The following is a 19251-nucleotide window of genomic DNA, read 5'->3' on the forward strand; positions in this document are numbered from 1 at the left end:
ACTGTGCGGCACATACCGGAACGTATGGCGCGTGCGTCGTAGCGTGGGAAGCTCCTGCCGGGGTTGCCGGCGACGTTCAATGGAGCCGTCGATGACGAAGCAATGGAGGTTTCGGGTTTCCGCACTGGTGCTGTTGCTGGCCAGCACGGGGGCCTTCGCACAGGGACCGGTGAGGGCCGGCGGCGCCGATGTGCAGGTGCTGACCGATGCCGGTGCGCGCGAGGTGGCGGCACTGATCGCCCAGCCAGGGTTCGCCGATGCAGTGCGCAGCTCGCTGCATGCGGCGCCGGAGCAGGGCGTGTCGGTGCAATCGTTGATGGGTCGTTTCGATCCGCAGGCGCAGACGCTGGCCAGTGCATCGCTGGCAGCTGGCGATCGCCAGCTGCGCCAGCGCAAGGGGCTCCCGGCACAGGGGCAGGGATTGCTGCAGCTGCGTGCGTACGTGCCCGAGGGGCACTCGCTGGCGGCCATCAATGCGCATCCGCTGTGGGTGGCCAGTCTGCCGCGTGGCAATGATCGCGACTGGACCACGATCACCGCCTACGATGCGCAGGGCCGCGCGCATGTACTGGATGCGAAACGGGCCCCGGACTTTCCGGTGCTGATCGTCGACGTCGACACGCGGCGTGCCGTGCAGGAGGGCATGGCCTTGGTCAATGCGGGGCTGAAGGCCCGCGGCCTGCAATCGCCCGAACGCATCCAGCTGTCGGCTGACGGCACGCAGGCGTCGCTGGATATCACCCGCCTGGACCGCATCCGCCTGGCGGACGACCAGGAGCCCTGGGCGCTGGGGGCAGCCGAGGTGTTCGCTGTTGTTTCCGGTCTGCAGGTGGGCGCCACCGCACCGGAGATGGTCACCGTCGACATGCCGTACCTGGACTACGACGGTACCGACTACACCCCGCAGCAACCGCTGATCATCTGGGGCAACTATCGCTTCAACGCCGCCAACGTGCAGCTGTTCGAAGATGACGGCGATACCAACTACCAGGAGCTGCTGGTGGCGCTGAGCAACGGCGTCAAAGCCGCACTGGGCGCCTTCGCCCCTGAGTATGCCGTCATCGCCGACATCGCAGGCGCGATCCTCAAGGCCATGCCCACGTCGTGGTTTGCCAACGACATCGACTATATCGACAGCTACTACCTGTTGCAGCGCGGCCAGGCCTACCAGGACCGGATGGGAGCGGCCAACAACGCCAAGGTCACCCTGACCCCGATCACCCTCACGGAATAGTCCCGCCGGGCGGCGCCCGCAACCGCCGGCATCCACGAACAGAAAGGGGCCTGATCCGTTCTCCAAGGAGAACGGATCAGGCCCCGGATGATTCGCACCGTCACCGGAAATATGTCACAGGTGGGGCGGCGTGGGCTTGCAGGACCGTTGGCGCCATGGATGGCGCCATCGAGCCCCCATGGACGGGTTTACGGCGTGTCCTGCAAGCCCACACCGCCCCGCCAACCCGCAGAAAACCCAGAGCCGGCTGTTGCTTTGGCTTTGGCTTTGGCTTTGGTTTTCGCCTCTGCGGGTGCCGGGCGGCAGCCCGGCCAGCCCTCCCTGCCGGATTTGCATATGTGGCTGCCGAATCCGGCCGTGGATTTGCCGGAATGCGCGATTGCCCTGCCGGAATGAAGTGCTCAGCCCTCGCTGAAAGGCGCGAAATGTCAGTCACCTGCCTAACGGCAAGTCCACTGACATTCAAGTTGTCCGCCTACGGGGGAAATGCTCATGAACCGCATCTACCGGCGTGTATGGAACCGCCAGCTCAATGCTCTGGTTGTGGCCTCGGAACTGGCCACCGGCGATAGCGGCGGTACCGCACCGCGCGACCGTCGTGCCAGCCTTCTGGTGCCCAGCACCCTGGCCATGGCACTGCTGTGCGTGCTGGCCAGCGGACCTGCGGCGGCGACAGAGGCCAATCAATCGCTGCGCGACCTGCAGGCGCTGGCGGCCAAGTACACCCAGCCGATGCCGGTGAAGGTGGATGCCGAAGTGGCGCTGGCCGCGGCTGCACGACAGGCCCAGGCGAACCCGGCGATCAGTGCCAACGCACGCGTCGGCCTGCAGCTGAGCACAACGTCATTGCCGGTCGTGCGCGACGTGCTGCCGGCCACCGTGCAGGTCAAGCTGGCGGCCGGCGCCGCGCCGCGCCAGGTGCCTGCACCGGTGCTGGGCGCCGACGTGCGCGCCAACATCGGTGTTGGCACTGCAGCCGCTACCCGTGTCGATGCCGCGCTTGCGGCGAACGTCGCACCGGCCGCACAGGCGCCGTTGGGTCTGGCCGCCAACGCGGCAGCAAAGGCCGATGTCGGCATCGCCGGCAAGCCGGTTGCCAGCATTGACGCCGGCACCCAGGTTGCCGCGGCAGCGGGTGCAACGCCGTCCGGCTTGAAGGCGGCCGTGGATGGCAAGGTCGATTCGCAGCTGGTCGTGGCCGGCAATCACATCGAAGGCCAAGGCCAGATCGGTGCCACCGCAGCGGTCACGCTGCCGGCCAAGGAAGAGCTGCCGGGTGACACCGATGACCGCGCGATCACCGCAGCGTTCGATACCGGCGTGGCAGGCAAGGTACGGGTGCAGGGCAGGGACGGCGAGGAAATCGTCGCCGATCGCAATCTCAAGCTGGCCGGCACCGCAACCGTCGCTGCGCAGAACAGCGCGCTTGGCCTGGGCGGCCTGCTCAACGGCGTCGGCACTGCGCTCAACGGCGTTGGCAGCGCGGTCGGCAGCCTGCTCAATGGTGACCTCAACGGCACCGTCGGCAACCTGACCGGCGCCGTCGGTGGCCTGGTCGGCAATACCCTGGGCAGCCTCGGCCTGACCTCGCCGTCGGCCATTCCGCCGACCAGCCCGAAGGCGCCCGCCGCTGCCGACCCGAACGCGGGCCTGGTGATCGGTACCGGTGGCTTGGTGGGCGGTGTCACCGAACTGCTCGGCCCGACCACCGCCAGCCTGTTCGGCGGCACCGGGTACCTGTCCAACGGCAACCTCAAGCTCAGCACCGCCAACGTCATGCAGACCTATTCCACGGTCAACGTGCTCGGCCTGCCGGTGGTCAATGCAACGCCGGTCGGCACCACGCTCAACGGACTGGGTGGCGCGGTCACCGGTGGCAGCTCGCACCTGACCCTGATCGGTGGCGTCACCTCCGACAGCTACATCTACAACATCAACAACGGCAACCCCGGTGGCCTGCTCGGCCTGCTGCTGCCGACGGACTCGCCGGCCTGGGCGGCCAAGTGCCTGGACATCGCGCTGGCGGACATCTCCTGCTGGGCGGTCAACGCAGCTCAGGACTACCAGGTGCTGATGGGCGATGGCGCCTATGCCAACGGCTCCAAGGAAGTAGTGATCGGCGCCAACGCCCGCCATGAGCTGCCGAAGGTCGATGCCAACGTTGCCTTCCCGGGCGCGGGCGCCAATGATCCGAGCGATCCGACCGGTGTTCCCACCGCCGACTATGCAGCACGCATGGGGCACTCGGTGGTGGTCGGCGACAGTGCCAGCGGCACTGCCAACGGGCAGACCCTGCTCGGCGCAGAGAGCACCTCCAACCAGGCCAACTCGGTGGCGCTGGGCTATCGCTCGGCCGCACTGCGCGGCGCACAGGCCAGCTACAGCGCTTACGGCCTGACCACCCCACAGGTGTCGGCGGGCGAAGTATCGGTGGGCACCGCAGGCGGTGGCGAGCGGCAGATCACCAACCTGGCGGCCGGCAGCGCCAACACCGATGCCGTCAACGTGGCCCAGCTGAAGGGTGCGATCAGCCAGATCGATGCGGTCGGCGCGGCGGCGGTCACCTATGACCTGGATGGTGCAGGCGACCCCGACTACCGCCGTGTCACCCTCGGCAATGGCACCGGCACCACCACCATCGGCAACCTGGCCGCCGGCGCGGTCAACGCCACCAGCAGCGAGGCGGTCAATGGTGCGCAGCTGTTCGCCAGCAACGACACGATGGCAACGTTCTTCGGCGGACGCGCAGCGTTCGATCCGCTCACCAGCACTTTCACTGCACCGCTGTTCGAGATCAGCACCATCTCCACCGGTGGCGCGGTGGCCGCGGGGCTGTATGACAACGTCACCGACGCCTTCGATGCGGTGGATGGTTCGCTGGTCAACCTCAACACCCAGATCAACGACATCCGCAACACCGGCACCCGGTACCTGCGGGTGAATTCGACCGGTGCCGATGCCGTGGCCAGCGGCGCCGAAGCGATCGCCGTCGGTGCCGGTGCCAGCGCAACCGCCGCCAACAGCATCGCGGTCGGTGCCGGCAGCCTGGCCGACCGGGCCAACAGCGTGTCGATCGGTGCCGTGGGCGCCGAACGCCAGGTCACCAACGTCGCCGCCGGCACCGCCAGCACCGATGCGGTCAACCTGGGTCAGTTGCAGGCCTCCGAAGAGGGCGCGCTGCGCTACGACCTCAACGGCGACGGCAGCGTCAACTACGCAAGTGCGACGCTCGGCCAGTCCGGCACCGCCACCACGCTGCGCAACCTCGGCCCGGGCCAGATCAGCGCGGCCAGCAGCGAAGCGATCAACGGTGCGCAGTTGTTCGCGGCCAACCAGACGGTGGCCACCCACCTCGGCGGCGGCGCTGCAGTGGATGCCAATGGCGTGGTCACCGCGCCGACCTACACGCTCAACAACGTCGCCGCCAATGGCACGGTCAGCCAGGGCAGCTACAACGACGTCGGCACGGCCTTCGATGCGGTCAGCAATTCGCTGGCCAATGTGGCCGAGCAGACCGATGACCTGGACGCACGCGCCGTGAAGTACGACGTGGACGGGAGTGGCAACGTGGTCGATACCGTGACCCTCAGCGGCACCGGCGGTGCACCGGTGAAAGTCACCAACGTGGCCGCCGGCAGCATCCTGGCGGGCAGCAGCGATGCCATCACCGGCGACCAGCTGTTCAGCACGCACCAGACGGTGGCCAGCTACTTCGGTGGCAGCACCGTGTACAACGGCAGCACCGGGCTGTGGACCGCGCCGACCTTCAACATCTCCACCATCGCCACCGATGGCACCATCACCGGCAACGACTACAGCAACGTCACCGCTGCGTTCTCTGCAGTGGACGGATCGCTGCGGGTGCTCAACCAGCGCATCAGCAGCGGCGGCGGCAGCCCGTACCTGGCGGTCAACTCCACGGCTACCGCAGCCACGGCCACCGGTGCCGAAGCACTGGCCGTCGGCCCGCAGGCCAGCGCAGCCGGTGCGGGCAGCGTAGCGGTCGGCAACGGTGCCAATGCCAGCGCGGGCAACAGTGTTGCGCTGGGTGCCGGTTCGGTGGCCAGCGTCGGTGCGCAGACCGGCTATACCGGTGCCTATGGCCAAGCCGGCGCCAGCAACTCGTCCGGCGAGGTGGCGGTGGGCAGCAGTGGCAGCGAACGCAAGATCACCCACGTGGCCGATGGCTCCGACGACCACGATGCGACCAACGTCGGCCAGCTGAAGAACGGCGTGAACTACGCCATCGACCAGTCCAAGGCCTACACCGACCAGAAGATCCAGAACATCACCAACGTTGCCGGCAGCTTCCGCGCCAACAACAGCAACAACCTGGCCGATCCGGCCGCCACCGGCGCCAACTCCGCCGCGGGCGGTGCCGGCTCCACTGCGGCCGGGGCCAACTCGACCGCATTGGGCAACGGCTCGCAGGCGCAGGCAGACAACTCGGTGGCGCTGGGTGCGGGCTCGGTCGCCAACCGCGCCAATACGGTGTCGGTGGGTGCAGCCGGTGCCGAACGCCAGGTGGTCAACGTGGCCGATGGTTCGCAGGCGACCGATGCGGTCAACGTGCGCCAGCTGCAGGCTTCGCAGCAGGGCACGATCCGCTATGACACCACCACCAACGGCACCACCAACTACAACAGCGTGACCCTGGGCAGCACCAGCAGCGGCCCGACCACGGTGCGCAACGTCGCTGCCGGCACCGCCGGTACCGACGCGGTCAACGTCGACCAGCTGAAGTCGGGCATGGCGCAGACCCTGGACTGGTCCAAGGCCTACACCGATGAGCGCATGGGCGGCTTCGAACGCGACCTGCGCAAGACCGACAACCGCGCCTCGGCCGGTATCGCCTCGGCGATGGCAACCGCATCGCTGCCGCAGCCCAGCGAGGCTGGCCGCAACATGGCCTCGATCGCCGCCGGCAGCTACAACGGCGAATCCGGCGTGGCCCTGGGCATCTCCGGTGTCTCCGAGGGCGGTCGCTGGATCTACAAGTTCAGTGGTTCCACCAACAGCCGCGGCGAGGCCGGTGTGGCCGTCGGTGCCGGCATCCAGTGGTGATCGCCTGCGCCGGGTCGCATTCGCGGCCCGGCGCAGCGGGCAACGTCTACAGGGGGAATGACATGAAACCGCATCGCATCGCTCGCAGTGGCCGCGTCGCCGCCACGCTGGGCCTGATCCTGGCCGCAGGGCTGCTGGTTGCCTGCCGCAGCCACGCACCGGCCGCCGACGGCCCCGCCGACGGCACCGCCGTCACCTTCCCGGAGGCCAGCAAGGCATCGCTGAAGGAAGGCATCTATCCGGACATCGCCGACCTGCGCCGGTTCGCACCGGGCATGAGCAAGCGCCAGCTGTACACGCTGCTCGGCACCCCGCACTTCAACGAAGGCATGTGGGGCGTGCGCGAGTGGAACTACCTGTTCAACTTCCGCACCGCACAGGGCGCGGAGTACTTCACCTGCCAGTTCCAGGTGCGCTTCGACAACAAGGGCATCGCCCAGGGCGGCTACTGGAAGCCTGAATCGTGCGCAGCGGTCCTCGACCCGCCGCGTCCGCCGCCACCGCCGGCGCCGGCGCCCTTGCCGGAGCAGCCGCTGCGGCTGGCTGCCGATGCACTGTTCGGCTTCGACAGTGCCGTGCTCAGTGCCAGCGGCCAGCAGGCCGTGCAGGGTGTACTGGCGCAGGTGCGTGAGGCCAGCCAGGTGCAGTCGATCCAGGTGGTCGGCTACACCGACCGCATCGGCAGCGCCGCCTACAACCAGACGCTGTCGCAGCGACGTGCCGAGGCGGTGCGCATGGCGCTGGTACAGGGCGGCGTATCCGCAGCGAGCATCAGCGCTGAAGGGCGGGGCGCGGCCGAACCGCTGGTGCAATGCGACCAGCGCAACCGGCGCGAACTGATCGCCTGCCTGGCGCCCAATCGCCGGGTGCAGATCGCGGGCGTGGCCCGATCACACTGAATCCCCGCGCCGGGGCGTGCCCCGGCATCCCGAGTCCCCCCTGTTCTGCCGGCAGGACGTGGAAACGTCTCCCCCGTTTTCCACGCCTGCCGGTGGGCAGGTCTGTTCCCTGGTGCACCTGATGAATGCCCAATTCCTGCCCCTGTCCATGAAGACGGAAGCCACTCTCAGCGTGTACGGCCAGCTCGGCAACCATGCGGTCGTGCGCATTCCCGGGCGCCGGCTGCCGGGCCTCATCCTGCAGGCCGACACCGTTGCCGGCTTCCTCACCCAGCTGCAGGAAGCACAGGCGTGCCTGCGCAGCGGCCGCGCGCAGCGTGCCGACGCCGAGCTGGACATGCTGGTCGACATGCTCGAGCAGTGGTATGCGCTCATCGAATCGCGCCTGGCCGATGCCGGCGAGGCCTTGTAGAGAAACAGGGGACGGAGGGGATCAAGTCGTTTCCCGCACAACCGGGGCATGAACGACTTGATCCCCTCCGTCCCATTTTCTATTGCTATGCGCGGGCGCGGATCATCCAGCAGGCGGTTTCCACCCGCACACGGTCACCGTCGATGAACGGTGCGAACGCGGTCAGCGCCTGCTGCAGCAGCGCTTCGGCGCGTGCGGCCGGCAACGCACGCAGGGCCAGACCCACAGGTCCGAGCTGGCCGACGTAGCTGGCCAGCGCATCACGGCTGAGGAAGCAGGTCAGGTCCAGCGGCGCGATGTCCACGTCCTGCCATCCGGCACGCTGCAGCAGCCGGCGCACCCGTTCGCCATCGGCGAAAGCGAACTGCCCCGGTGCACCGGGTACCCGCGCCGGCAGCACCAGCTGGTCTGCAAGGGCGCGCTCGGCGGTGGTCATGAACGGATTCTCCTGCGCGCTGCGCCAGGCGATGCAGCGCAGGCCCGCGCCCGTTCGGGCGGCACGGTGCAGGTTGGCGAAGGCGGCCTGCGCGTCCTCGAAGAACATCACCCCGAAGCGCGACTGGATCCAATCGTAGTGCGCCGTTGCGAAGGGATGGCGCTGGGCATCGGCAACGATGAAGTCGATCCTGCGCCCGATCGCGGCGGCGCGCTGGCGGGCCAGGCCAAGCATCGGTGCGGAGATGTCCACGCCCGTGCAATGGGCGTCAGGGCGTGCTGCGGCGGCGCTCAGCGTACTGGCGCCGGTGCCGCAGCCCACGTCCAGCAGTTCCGTGACGGTAACCGGCAGCTCGTCGCGCAGGGCATCGGCCATCGGTTGGAACAGGCCGTCCAGCAGGGTCTGCTGCGCGACCCAGTTCTCGCCGGCGGCGCCGTTCCAGAGCGTGTTCTGATCGAGCGGGAGTGAATCGTCCATGGGCTTGCCTTGCGCGGGGAGTGCGACCATGGTGGCGCTTGAAGCCCACTTGAGGTCAAGCACGATGCAGGAACTGGATATCGGTGAGGTGGTCCGCCGCAGTGGCGTACCGGCCTCGACGCTGCGCTACTACGAGCAGCTCGGCCTGTTGCAGGTGCTGGGGCGTCGCGGCCTGCGCCGGCAGTACCACGAGCAGGTGCTGGAACGGCTGGCACTGATCGGCCTGGGGCAATCGGCAGGCCTGTCGCTGCAGCAGATCGGCGCAGCGATGCCGCAGGGGGCAGGGCTTGCACTGGATCGCACGGCATTGCTGGCCCGCGCCGATGCGCTGCAGCTGCAGATCCGCAGATTGCAGCGGGCGCAGGATCGGCTGCGGCGGGCTGCCGCCTGTCCACACGCCGAGGATGCTCGGCGCTGCGTGTCGTTCCGCAGGTTGCTGCGAGCGCAGCAGCGCGTAGCGCGCGGATGAACTGCCGACACCCGTTCAATCGCGGGTGCTGACTTCCCAGGTGGCATGCAGCACGCCCGGCACCTGTTCCATCCGCGCCAGCACCACGTCCAGTTCGTCGGCGCTGACCGCGGTGCTGACCAGCACTGCGATCACATCAGTGGGCGCATCGGCGTGCTCCACCAGTTGCACGTCGCCAACGGGGTACTGCGCGGCTTCCAGCGCATCGACCAGGCGCTCGCGCACGCGCGGCACCGCGTCGGCATCCACGCTCAGGCGCACTTCGTAGGTCGCTTCGCTGGCGGCTTCGTTGATCGGGATGCGGTTGATCGCGTTCACCAGTGGCCGCAGCAGGGTATTGCCGGCGATGATCAGTACGGTCAGCAGCACGCCTTCGGCCAGCATGTCCGCGCCGGTGCAGCTGCCCACGGCAGCCGAGCACCACAGTGTCGCGGCGGTGTTCAGGCCGCGCACGTTCATGCCTTCCTTCATGATCACGCCGGCGCCGAGGAAGCCGACGCCCGAGACGACGTAGGAGATGACCCGCACGGCCTCGGCGCTGCCGGCGATGCGCATGCCCAGGTCAACGAAGGCGGCAGCGCCGACAGCCACCAGCACGTTGGTGCGCAGGCCAGCGGTGCGTTGCCGGTACTGGCGTTCGGCGCCGATCAGGGTGCCGAGCACGAACGCCGCCAGCAGGCTGACCACGGTGTCGGCGAAGGGGCCGGGCTGGAAGGTTTCAATGAAGCGCATGGCCGCAGTCTACCTCCCGCAGGTGACAGTAGAACCACGCCACGCGTGGAGGGGCAGGGGGCATCATCCACGCATGGCGTGGATCTACTCGTCGACGCGCTCGCCCATCATTTCGCGCTGGCGCTTGTCCAGTTCCTCCGCATAGCGCTTGCGCACGAATGCTTCAGACACCACGCCCAGCACCTGGCCATCGTCGGCCACCACAGCCAGCTCGTCGGCCTGGGTCTGGTCGAACCGCTGCATCACGGTCACCACGTCGGCGCTGGCGGCAAGCGCCACGTCGCGGTTCTCGGCGAACGTACCTACGACGTCCTCGGGCTTCACGCCGTCGCCGAACAGGCGCGGAATCTGCACGATGCCAGCGTAGTGGCCTTCACTGTCGATCAGGATCACCCGGCTGCCCGAGCCCAGCGGGAAGCGCTGGCGGAAGGCGGCGGCATCGAGGTCGGCCGGGGCGGTGGCCACCCCCTCGCGCATCATCCGCCCGGCATTGAGGTTGTGCACCCAGCCGATGTCACGCGCGCTCCTGATGGTTTCCCCGCGCAGGTGCATGCGCCAGGTCGAGAAGGAGTAGCCGAACCACTGCCGCACCAGGGTGCTGGACACCAGCACGGCGCTCATCACCACGCTGGTCAGCAGGAAGTCGTGGGTGCCTTCCAGCACCAGCATGGCCATGGTCATCGGCGCGCCAACCACTGCCGCAGCCAGTGCAGCCATGCCTGCCAGCGCGGCCGACGTGGCGTCGACCACCGGGACGCCGGTGGCCGTCGCCAGCAGCCCGGCAAACAGCGTGCCGACCAGGGTGCCCATGAACAGCGAGGCGAAGAACAGGCCGCCGCGGAAACCGAAACCCAGCGAAATGCCCGAGGCCAGGCATTTCAGCGTCAGCAGCCCGCCGATCCAGATCAGCGGCAGCTGGGTGGTCAGGTCCAGGTGCAGCGCTCCGTGGCCGGACGACAGTACCTGCGGGCTGGCCAGCGCCAGCGGAATCAGCAGCAGGCCGCCCACCACCGGGCGTCCCCACAACGGCAGCGGGCTGCGCTTGACCGTGCCCTCGATGGAGGCGATCAGGCGCATCACCACGATGCCTACCATCGCACAGCAGCAGCCGAGCAGGCCGTAGATCGCATAGTCGGCTGCGCGCACGTCGATGGTCGATGCCGCCGGCAGCAGATAGGCCTCCACGCCGGCCTGGTCGGCAACGAAGGCACCGGCCAGCGCGGCCACTGCAACCGGCGCCAGTGCCGCCGGCGTATAGGCACCGATGACGATCTCGAAGGCGTAGAACGCCCCGGCCAGCGGTGCACCGAAGGCCGCGGCGATCGCACCGGCCGCGCCAGCACCGACCAGGATGCGCACGTCGTTGCGGCGCAGGCGCATTACCCGCCCCAGCTGCGAACCGCTGCCGGCGCCCATCTGCGTGTACGACGCCTCCAGTCCGACCGAAGCGCCGCAGCCATTGGAGACCAGGGTCTGGGTCAACACGATCAGGTTGTCGCGCATCGACATGCGGCCGCCATGCAGTGCATTGGCTTCCACGGCATCCAGCAGGGGGCGTTTCAGGCGCGTGGCAGCCAGGCTGACCAGGCCCACCACCAGGCCACCCAACGGCAGCACCAGCAGGGCAGTCCAGGTCAAAGCGGGCAGCGAGCTCAGGCGCATGCCCTCGTCCAGCCCATACAACGCCGTCTGCAGGGTGCGTGCCAGCCCAGCCTGCAACAGGGTCAGGCCGCCGGCGATCAGCCCGACCACCAGCGCCAGGGCGATGAACCACAGGTCGCTGCCGCGCAGGCGCAGGCGCAGGCCCTGGAAGGCCAGATGCAGGCGCGATGGCGAAGCGGTGGAGGACATGGTGGCGGCATGATACGCGGCCACCGTGAGCGCTACCGTCACCGCATCAGGCGGTTGCCATGCTCAGAAGCGGTAGCGGCCCTGCACGTAGAACGTGCGCGGCGCGGCCACCATGCGCCCGGCGTTGCCATCCACGTTGCGGGTGTACCAGCGCTTGTCGGCCAGGTTGTTCACGCCCACCGCGACCTCGCTGTCGGCCAGCCAGGGCAGCTGCCAGGCGGCCTGCGCGTTCCACAGGCGTACGCCAGGTACACGGCCTACGCGCGCGTCGGCGGCTTCTTCCCAGGTGTTGGCGGCATCGGAGAACTGGCCGCTCTGGTGGGTGCTGGACACGTTGAAGGTCCAGCCGGCCAGCGCATAACGGGCACCTACGCTGTCGGTATCGCGCGCGTAGAACGGCACATCCAGGCCGCGGTTGTCGCCGGACTGCTGGATGGCCTTGGTCCAGGTGTAGTTCGCGTACAGTTCCAGCCCGGCCAGCGCGCTGCTTTCGGCAAAGCGGTACTCGATCGCGCTTTCCACGCCCTTGTGGTCGGTGGCGCCGATGTTCTGGAAGGTGGGCGGGGTGATGCCCGGCACCTGCAGGATCTGGTTGTCGAAGCGCATCTTGAACACGGTCACTTCCGCACGCAGCGCGCCTTCCTGCCAACGCGCGCCCAGTTCGGTGGTCCTGGCGATTTCCGGGTTCAGCGGATTGGTCGCGCTCTGCGAGTTGAGCTGGATGTTCTGCACCGGCCCGAACGAGGTGGTGTAGTTGCCGAACACGGTCAGCTGCGGGGTCAGCAGGTAGGCGACGTTGAGCGAGGGCAGGGCCTTGTCGTTGCGGCTGCTGAAGGTCGCGCCGCCGCCGGCCTGGCGGCGGTCCATGTCGATCCACTCCATGCGCACGCCGGGCGTGATCCGCCACTGACCGATGGCGATGCGGTCATCAACGTAGAACGAGTGCGCATCGGTGGCGTTGTCGAAGCGGGTGGTCGCGCCGGTCGCACCGGTACGGCGGGTAACGGTGTAGCTGCGGTCGTTGCCGCGCTCGCGCAGGAAGCGGTAGCCGGCGGTGATGTCGTGCACGCTGCTGCCCCAGTGCAGGCGCTGGGTGTAGCGTGGCTCGATGCCGAGCACACGGTAGTCGCGCGGCTGCACCGTGATCTGTGTGTTGGCCGCGTTGATCAGCGAACTGGCCCGGTTGCTTTCGTTGTAATACGCCAGCACCTCGAACTCGCTGTTCTCCGACAGCGTGTTGGTGTAGCCCAGGTCGATGCCGGTGCGATGGCCCTTCCAGAAGTCGGACGGGCGGGTGTTCTGGAACGGATCGGCCTGGTACTGGGCGCGGGTCAGGCCACCCGGGGTCCGCGAACGCACGTCGTAGTACGACAGCTTGGCGCGCAGTTCCTGCTGTGCGTCGATGGCATAGGCGAACTTCAGCGCCAGATCATCGAAGCGGTCATCGCTGCCCTGGCGCCAGCCGCGGCCGTCCTGCCCCGAATACAGCAGGGCCATGCCCAGGCCGTTGTCGGCGGTGCCGCCGAGGAACGCGTTGTACTGGGTGCTGTCGCCGCCGCCGTGGTCGTAAGCGCTGTAGCGCACGCCGGCCTCGCCGTGCAGGCCGGCCGCAGTCGGAATCGCGCGGGTGCTGAAGTTGATGATGCCGCCGACATTCTGCGGCCCGTAGCGCACCGCACCGCCGCCGCGTACCACGTCGATCGATTCGATGTTGGCCAGGCTGGCCGGGGCGAAGGAGAGCTGTGGCTGGCCGTACGGCGCAACCGCCAGTGGCACGCCGTCCAGCAGGACGGTCGAGCGCGGCGAGTAACGGCCGGTCAGGCCGCGCACGCCGATGTTGAGCGAGACCGAGCTGCCAGCGGTGCCGGAGTTGTCGGTGACCTGCACGCCGGGAATGCGGCGCATGGCATCGCCCAGGCTGGCGGCGCCGCTGGCCTCGATGCGCTGGCGATCGACCACGGTACGCGCGCCAGCGAAGCTCTTGACGCTGTCGTGCAGGCCGGTGCCCAACCAACTGCCCGACACCTGGATGCTGTCGAGCGTGGTGGCGCTGTCCTGCGCGAGCGCGCTGGTGACCGGAAACACGCACAGGGCGAGGGCGGCAGCCAGGGGCAGGTGGGCCGGTTGCGGGGCAGGAATGGGCATCGGTGCAGAGTGTGGAAGGCTGTAAATGAGAATTATTGCTGATTCCATTCGCCATTGGAATCGGTCCGCCGTTCAGCGCTTTGGCCCGGTGGTAGAGTGGCCGATTGCCTCCTGACCCGCTGAGAACTGCCATGTCCACTGCTGCTTTCTACCCCGTCGGTACCCCTGGCCAGCCGTGGGGCGTTGCGGAAAGGGAGCAGTGGCGTGCGCGCCAGCAGCGCCTGCGCCGTTACGACGAGGAGGTGCTGCCGCGCATCGATGCACTGGCCGGGCACTTCGACAAGGTGGCCTACGGCCAGCTCGACTATGCAGGCGAGACCTACACCCTGTTCGCCCTGCGCAGCCGCGACTGGAACCCGGCGTTGCCGGCCGCGCTGGTGACCGGCGGCGTGCATGGCTACGAGACCAGCGGCGTAATGGGCGCGCTGGAGTTCCTCGAAAAACATGCCGCCCACTACGCCGGCAAGGCCAACCTTCTGGTCGCGCCGTGCGTGAATCCGTGGGGCTTCGAGCGCATCAACCGTTGGAACTTCGATGCGATCGACCCGAACCGCAATTTCCGCGCTGACGGCCCGGCCCGCGAATCGACGGCGCTGATCGAACTGATCGCACCGTTGAAGGGCCAGTTCGTGCTGCACATCGACCTGCACGAAACCACCGACAGCGACGAGAGCGAGTTCCGTCCCGCACTCGCCGCGCGCGATGGCAAGCCGTTCGAACCAGGCCTGATTCCCGATGGCTTCTACCTGGTGGACGACAGCGAAAACCCGCAGCCGGTGTTCCAGCAGGCGGTCATCGCCGCAGTGGAGAAGGTGACCCATATCGCACCGGCTGACGACAAGGGCGAGATCATCGGTTCGCCAGTGGTCGCGCATGGTGTGATCGAGTACGCGCTGGTGCCGCTGGGCCTGTGCGCCGGCATCACCGGGGCGAAGTACACCACCACCACCGAGGTCTACCCGGACAGCCCCCGCGCGACGCCGCAGCAGTGCAACGACGCGCAGGTGGCGGCGGTGTGCTCGGCGCTCGATTACGCGCTCGCCCATCGTTGATCGGTAGTGCCGGCCGCTGGCCGGCAACCACGGGGCAAGGGGATGCCGGCCAGCGGCCGGCACTAGCTCACCCCAACGCCTCGGCCCACCACAACGCTGCCGGCCCCGGTGGCGTATCGCGGCGCCACACCAGGTCGCTGTGGATGCGCCTCGGCCAGCCCGGCACGCGCAGTTCCAGCAGGCGGCCCCGGTCGTAGCGCTGCACCAGCGCACGCGGCAGTTCGGCCCAGCCGATGCCGTCCTCGGCCATCTCCATCACCATCAGGTAATCCGACGCGGTCCATGCCGGCCCGCTGATCGGCGGTGCGTGGTCGACCTGCGCACTCAGCCGCACCTGCCGATGCCGGGCCAGTTGCGCCGCCGCACGCGCGCCGGCCTGCGCCAGCGGATGGTCGCTGGCCACGTACACCGCCAGTTCGCTGTGGTGGGCCAGGGGCTGGGCCACCAGCGCATCGGGGTACTGCGCCTGGCGCGGCAGCAGGCCCAGCCCGGCGCGGCCAGCATCCACCAGTTCCAGCACGTCGCGCCCCTCGGCATCCAGCCATTCCAGCTCGATCTCGGGAAATGCGTCGGCAAACCGCTGCAGCACACGTTGCGCCGGATCGAGCTGGTAGACATCGGAGAACACCACGGTCAGTCGTGGCTCCAGGGGTGCGGCCAGGCGCACGCTCAGTTGCTGCAGGCGCGCGTCGGCGGCAAGGATTTCCTGCGCGTGGCCCAGCACCTGCCGGCCGGCGTCGGTCAGCTGCGGATAGCGGCCGCTGCGGTCGAACAGAACCATGCCCAGGTCCGCTTCCAGATGGGCAATGGCAGTGCTGACCGTGGACTGGGTCTTGCGCAGCCGGCGGGCGGCCGCCGAGAACGAGCCCAGCGCCGCGGCCTCGACGAAGGCCTGCAGGGATTCGGGAGAATAGGGCATTGATCCATCGCTCCTGTCGATGGAATCCATTTTGATACCACCGTAAAAGACGATGATACTGACCGCCGTCGCCCCTGTCTGCGGGGGCGTTCCGGATCATCCACGCACGGCGTGGATCTACTGATGACGGGGCGCGGTCCCCGTCGCGCAAGGAGCTTCACATGTCCCGACCTGTTCCCGCCCGTGGCGCCTTCGTCGCCTGGGCCTGCCTGACCGTGGCGATCGTCGCCGAAGTGGTCGGCACGTCCTTCATGGCCCATGCCGCCCGCGATGGCGGCTGGACCGGCTATGTGGTGATGGCCGCCGCGCTGGCGCTTTCCTATTACTTCCTGGCGCTGTCGGTGCGCCGCATCGCCGTCGGCGTGGCCTATGCGGTGTGGGAAGGCCTCGGCCTGACCCTGCTGACCGTGGTCGGCATCAGCGTGTTCGGTGAGAGCCTGTCGCTGCAGCAGCTGGCCGGCCTGGTGCTGGCGGTGGTCGGCATCGTCTGTGTCACCCTCGGGGAGGCGCACTGATGAACTTGATGGCCCTGTTTTTCGTGATCTGCTCGGCGCTGATCGATGTGGCCGCCAACATGATGGTGGCCAAGTCCGATGGCTTCCGTCGCTGGCGTTGGGGTGCCGGCGCCGTGGTGCTGGTGTGGATCGCCTTCGCCTTGCTGGGCCAGGCCGTGCGCTACATGGACCTGGCGACCGCCTATGCGATGTGGGGCGCGATCGGCGTGATCGGTACGGCCACCTGCGGTCGCCTGCTGTTTGGCAACCGCCTGCGCCCGATCGGTTGGATCGGCATCGGCCTGGTCACGGCGGCCGTGCTGCTGCTCAGTACGGCGTGATCCCGGCTTGATTGCGGCGATCAGTGAGGTGGCCGACACTTGGGCTTTCCCGCAACGGAGTGCCCGCATGTTCAGTCACGTCACTGTCGGAACCAACGACATGGCGGCTTCCCGCCGCTTCTACGATGCCTTGTTCACTGCCATCGGCGGTCGCGCAGGCGTGTTCGATGACGAGGGCAAGCTGGTCTACATCAAGGATGGACGGATGTTCATGGTCATCCCGCCCATCGATGGCCAGGCGGCATGCCATGCCAACGGCGGCACCATCGGCTTTGCGCTGGCAGACCCTCAGGCGGTGCATGCCTGGCAGGAAGCGGGGGTCGCCCACGGCGGTACCGCGGTGGAAGACCCGGCCGGCGTGCGGCACAAGGCCGGGCGCCAGTTGTACCTGGCCTACCTGCGTGATCCCGACGGCAACAAGCTGTGCGCCGTGCATGTGATGGGGTGAATCGTCGGTGCCGGACGCGGCGTGTCGTAATCGGACCAAAGTGACAACGCCGCCCGGCACGCCCGCCGGTCCGCAGGCGCGCGCGTAGCACGGAAATCCAGCCGATCGTGCCTGCGCGATGCCACGACTTCATCCTGTGTCCACTGCGATTCAGCCAGAATCGGTCGGCTTACTCTTTGATCGATCCGGAGATGGCTGCCCATGGAAGCACTGGAGCCTCAACATCAGCCGGTGCGAACCCTGCGGCCCGTCTTCGCCTTCGCGGCGATCGTTGTCGTTGCCTTCGCACTGTTCGTCAGCCTGTATCCGATCGGCGCCGGTCGCCTGCTGGTCAAGGCGCAGGACTGGGCCGCGCTCAACGTCGGCTGGTACTACCTGCTGGCGATGACCCTGTACCTGGTGTTCGTGGTCGGCGTGGCGCTGTCCAAGTACGGCGGCATCAAGCTCGGTGCCGACCATGACGAACCGGAGTTCAGCTACCTCTCCTGGGCCGGCATGCTGTTCGCAGCAGGCATCAGCATCACCCTGTTCTTCTTCTGCGTTTCCGAGCCGCTGACCCACTACCTGCAGCCGCCGCAGGGTGATCCGGCCGCGGGCGAGGCCGGTGCGCGCCAGGCCATGCAGCTGCTGTTCCTGCACTGGGGCCTGCATGGCTGGGGTGTGTTCGCGCTGGCGGCGATGGCGATGGCGTATTTCGCCTACCGGCACAACCTGCCTTTGGCATTGCGCTCGGCGCTGTATCCGCTGATCGGCAAGCGCATCAACGGCCCCATCGGCTATACCGTCGACGCCCTGGGCATCGTCGCCACCGTGTTCGGCATCGGCGCGGACATGGGCTTTGGCGTGCTGCATCTCAACGCTGGGCTGTCGCACCTGTTCAACGTGCCGCACTCGAACATGGTGCAGATCCTGCTGGTGGTGGCGATGATGGGCGCAGCGGTCGCGGTGGCCGTGTCCGGCGTGGAGAAGGGCGTGCGCTGGATGGCCAACATCAACATGCTGCTGGCGATTGCGCTGGTGCTGTTCATGCTGTGCGCCGGTCCCACCCAGTACCTGCTCAGCACGCTGATGCAGAACCTGGGCGACTACCTGGGCAGCGTGGTGGGCAAGAGTTTCGACGTATACGCCTATGGCGGCCGGCCGGAATGGCTGGGCGGCTGGACGGTGTTCTACTGGGCCTGGTGGATCGGCTGGGCGCCGTTCGTCGGCCTGTTCATCGCGCGCATCTCTCGCGGCCGCACCATCCGCGAGTTCGTGTTCGGCGTATTGCTGATCCCGCTCGGCTTCACCCTGGCGTGGCTGTCGATCTTCGGCAACAGCGCGCTGGACCAGGTGCTGCACCATGGCCAGCAGCAGTTGGCGCAGCTGGCGGTGGATGACCCACCGACGGTGCTGTATGCGTTGCTGGATGGCTACCCGTGGAGCAAGGCGGTGATCGGGGTGACCGTGCTGGTCAGCTTCATCTTCTTCGTGACGTCGGCCGATTCCGGGGCGGTGGTGCTGTCTACGCTGTCCTCGCATGGCGGTGCGCCGGAGGACGATGGCCCGCGCTGGCTACGCGTGTTCTGGGGCACGGTGATCGCGGTGCTGACCGCCGGCCTGCTGCTGGCCGGCAGCATCGATGCCCTGAAATCAGCGGTGGTGCTGGCCTCGTTGCCGTTCTCGGCGGTGCTGCTGTTGATGATGTGGGGCCTGACCCGCGCCTTCAGTGACGAGTCGCACCGCAAGCGCGCGCAGCAGTTCAGGCCATCGCCGCTGATCGGCGATGACCGCCACCACCAGGGCTGGCGCCAGCGCCTGACCCAGGCCATGCACTTTCCGGTACGCGACCAGGTGTACCGCTTCATGGATGACACGGTGAAGCCGGCGATGGAGGCGGTGGCCGAGCAGCTGCGCGAGCAGGGCTGGGACGTGCAGACGCGGTTCGAAGCGGGCGACATGGAGTTGTCGGTCAACCACGGCGAGCAGCAGGACTTCCAGTACCGGGTGATCCTCAGTGGCTACCTGACCCCGTCCTTCGCCGCGCAGCAGCTGCGCAACCAGCGCTACTACCGCGCCGAAGTGCATCTGTACGAGGGCAGCCAGGACTACGACCTGGTCGGCTACAGCCGCAAGCAGATCATCAACGACATCATCAGCCAGTACGAACGGCACCTGCAGTTCCTGCACCTGAGCCGTTGACGCAACCACGCCGGGCAGGGCCCTTGCCTTTCAGGGGTCAGATCCCTTTCCAACGGAAAGGGATCTGACCCCGATCGCCCAACGGAAAGGGATCTGA

General features: G+C 67.9%; 15 protein-coding genes. 10 read left to right on the forward strand and 5 right to left on the reverse strand.

Features of this window, described 5'->3' with window-relative positions:
• Positions 1–91: 91 nt before the first annotated feature.
• From TEP_RS08135 to TEP_RS08150, 4 genes are all read left to right on the forward strand, one after another.
• Positions 92–1234 (forward strand): DUF3103 family protein, encoded by a 1143-nt coding sequence (locus TEP_RS08135; protein ID WP_165933906.1) that lies wholly within the window; start codon positions 92–94, stop codon positions 1232–1234.
• Between the two features lie 492 nt (positions 1235–1726).
• Positions 1727–6298: a YadA-like family protein gene (locus TEP_RS08140; protein ID WP_132824903.1), complete on the forward strand. Its 4572-nt coding sequence runs from the start codon at positions 1727–1729 to the stop codon at positions 6296–6298.
• A gap of 62 nt (positions 6299–6360) precedes the next feature.
• On the forward strand, positions 6361–7197 hold the full coding sequence (locus tag TEP_RS08145; RefSeq protein WP_132824904.1) for an OmpA family protein: 837 nt from the start codon (positions 6361–6363) through the stop codon (positions 7195–7197).
• 121 nt (positions 7198–7318) lie between these two features.
• Positions 7319–7609, forward strand: a complete 291-nt coding sequence (locus TEP_RS08150; protein ID WP_170929478.1) for a hypothetical protein — start codon at positions 7319–7321, stop codon at positions 7607–7609.
• Positions 7610–7694: 85 nt separating this feature from the next.
• Here the strand turns inward: TEP_RS08150 and TEP_RS08155 are convergent, their stop codons facing one another.
• Positions 7695–8522 (reverse strand): class I SAM-dependent methyltransferase, encoded by an 828-nt coding sequence (locus TEP_RS08155; protein ID WP_132824905.1) that lies wholly within the window; start codon positions 8520–8522, stop codon positions 7695–7697.
• A 64-nt stretch (positions 8523–8586) separates the two neighbouring features.
• On the opposite strand from TEP_RS08155, the gene TEP_RS08160 reads away from it, so the two are divergent.
• Entirely contained in the window at positions 8587–8991 is a 405-nt protein-coding gene (locus TEP_RS08160; RefSeq protein ID WP_132826483.1) for a MerR family transcriptional regulator, read from the forward strand.
• 15 nt (positions 8992–9006) lie between these two features.
• Here the strand turns inward: TEP_RS08160 and TEP_RS08165 are convergent, their stop codons facing one another.
• The 3 genes from TEP_RS08165 to TEP_RS08175 form a co-directional block, all read right to left on the reverse strand.
• On the reverse strand, positions 9007–9723 hold the full coding sequence (locus TEP_RS08165) for an MgtC/SapB family protein (RefSeq protein ID WP_025878554.1): 717 nt from the start codon (positions 9721–9723) through the stop codon (positions 9007–9009).
• A gap of 84 nt (positions 9724–9807) precedes the next feature.
• Entirely contained in the window at positions 9808–11574 is a 1767-nt protein-coding gene (locus TEP_RS08170; RefSeq protein ID WP_240790656.1) for a chloride channel protein, read from the reverse strand.
• 63 nt (positions 11575–11637) lie between these two features.
• Positions 11638–13719, reverse strand: coding sequence for a TonB-dependent siderophore receptor (locus TEP_RS08175; protein WP_132824907.1), 2082 nt, complete (start codon positions 13717–13719; stop codon positions 11638–11640).
• A 131-nt stretch (positions 13720–13850) separates the two neighbouring features.
• On the opposite strand from TEP_RS08175, the gene TEP_RS08180 reads away from it, so the two are divergent.
• The gene (locus TEP_RS08180) at positions 13851–14771 is read left to right on the forward strand and encodes a M14 family metallocarboxypeptidase (RefSeq protein ID WP_132824908.1); all 921 of its coding nucleotides are present in this window, start codon (positions 13851–13853) and stop codon (positions 14769–14771) included.
• A gap of 67 nt (positions 14772–14838) precedes the next feature.
• Here the strand turns inward: TEP_RS08180 and TEP_RS08185 are convergent, their stop codons facing one another.
• Positions 14839–15690: a LysR family transcriptional regulator gene (locus TEP_RS08185; protein WP_132824909.1), complete on the reverse strand. Its 852-nt coding sequence runs from the start codon at positions 15688–15690 to the stop codon at positions 14839–14841.
• 161 nt (positions 15691–15851) lie between these two features.
• Between TEP_RS08185 and TEP_RS08190 the strand changes: the two genes are divergently transcribed.
• From TEP_RS08190 to betT, 4 genes are all read left to right on the forward strand, one after another.
• Complete coding sequence (locus tag TEP_RS08190) at positions 15852–16205, forward strand: SMR family transporter (protein WP_088100152.1); 354 nt, start codon at positions 15852–15854, stop codon at positions 16203–16205.
• A complete protein-coding gene (locus TEP_RS08195) occupies positions 16205–16525 on the forward strand; it encodes a multidrug efflux SMR transporter (protein WP_132824910.1) in 321 nt (106 codons plus the stop codon). Before TEP_RS08190 ends, TEP_RS08195 begins: the two co-directional genes overlap by 1 nt.
• Before the next feature lie 67 nt (positions 16526–16592).
• Positions 16593–16973, forward strand: a complete 381-nt coding sequence (locus TEP_RS08200) for a VOC family protein (protein WP_049469204.1) — start codon at positions 16593–16595, stop codon at positions 16971–16973.
• A 201-nt stretch (positions 16974–17174) separates the two neighbouring features.
• Positions 17175–19154: a choline BCCT transporter BetT gene (gene betT / locus TEP_RS08205; protein WP_025878562.1), complete on the forward strand. Its 1980-nt coding sequence runs from the start codon at positions 17175–17177 to the stop codon at positions 19152–19154.
• Positions 19155–19251 lie beyond the last annotated feature (97 nt).

It is taken from the genome of Stenotrophomonas sp. TEPEL, assembly GCF_004348785.1.
Lineage (GTDB): Bacteria > Pseudomonadota > Gammaproteobacteria > Xanthomonadales > Xanthomonadaceae > Stenotrophomonas > Stenotrophomonas indicatrix.

Bases quoted from the DNA above. Each gene is read 5' to 3' on its own strand.
- betT (WP_025878562.1), top strand. From the start codon at position 17,175: ATGGAAGCACTGGAGCCTCAACATCAGCCGGTGCGAACCCTGCGGCCC.
- TEP_RS08175 (WP_132824907.1), bottom strand. From the start codon at position 13,719: ATGCCCATTCCTGCCCCGCAACCGGCCCACCTGCCCCTGGCTGCCGCC.
- TEP_RS08200 (WP_049469204.1), top strand. From the start codon at position 16,593: ATGTTCAGTCACGTCACTGTCGGAACCAACGACATGGCGGCTTCCCGC.
- TEP_RS08135 (WP_165933906.1), top strand. From the start codon at position 92: ATGACGAAGCAATGGAGGTTTCGGGTTTCCGCACTGGTGCTGTTGCTG.
- TEP_RS08195 (WP_132824910.1), top strand. From the start codon at position 16,205: ATGAACTTGATGGCCCTGTTTTTCGTGATCTGCTCGGCGCTGATCGAT.
- TEP_RS08150 (WP_170929478.1), top strand. From the start codon at position 7,319: ATGAATGCCCAATTCCTGCCCCTGTCCATGAAGACGGAAGCCACTCTC.
- TEP_RS08170 (WP_240790656.1), bottom strand. From the start codon at position 11,574: ATGTCCTCCACCGCTTCGCCATCGCGCCTGCATCTGGCCTTCCAGGGC.
- TEP_RS08155 (WP_132824905.1), bottom strand. From the start codon at position 8,522: ATGGACGATTCACTCCCGCTCGATCAGAACACGCTCTGGAACGGCGCC.
- TEP_RS08165 (WP_025878554.1), bottom strand. From the start codon at position 9,723: ATGCGCTTCATTGAAACCTTCCAGCCCGGCCCCTTCGCCGACACCGTG.
- TEP_RS08160 (WP_132826483.1), top strand. From the start codon at position 8,587: ATGCAGGAACTGGATATCGGTGAGGTGGTCCGCCGCAGTGGCGTACCG.
- TEP_RS08190 (WP_088100152.1), top strand. From the start codon at position 15,852: ATGTCCCGACCTGTTCCCGCCCGTGGCGCCTTCGTCGCCTGGGCCTGC.
- TEP_RS08140 (WP_132824903.1), top strand. From the start codon at position 1,727: ATGAACCGCATCTACCGGCGTGTATGGAACCGCCAGCTCAATGCTCTG.
- TEP_RS08180 (WP_132824908.1), top strand. From the start codon at position 13,851: ATGTCCACTGCTGCTTTCTACCCCGTCGGTACCCCTGGCCAGCCGTGG.
- TEP_RS08145 (WP_132824904.1), top strand. From the start codon at position 6,361: ATGAAACCGCATCGCATCGCTCGCAGTGGCCGCGTCGCCGCCACGCTG.
- TEP_RS08185 (WP_132824909.1), bottom strand. From the start codon at position 15,690: ATGCCCTATTCTCCCGAATCCCTGCAGGCCTTCGTCGAGGCCGCGGCG.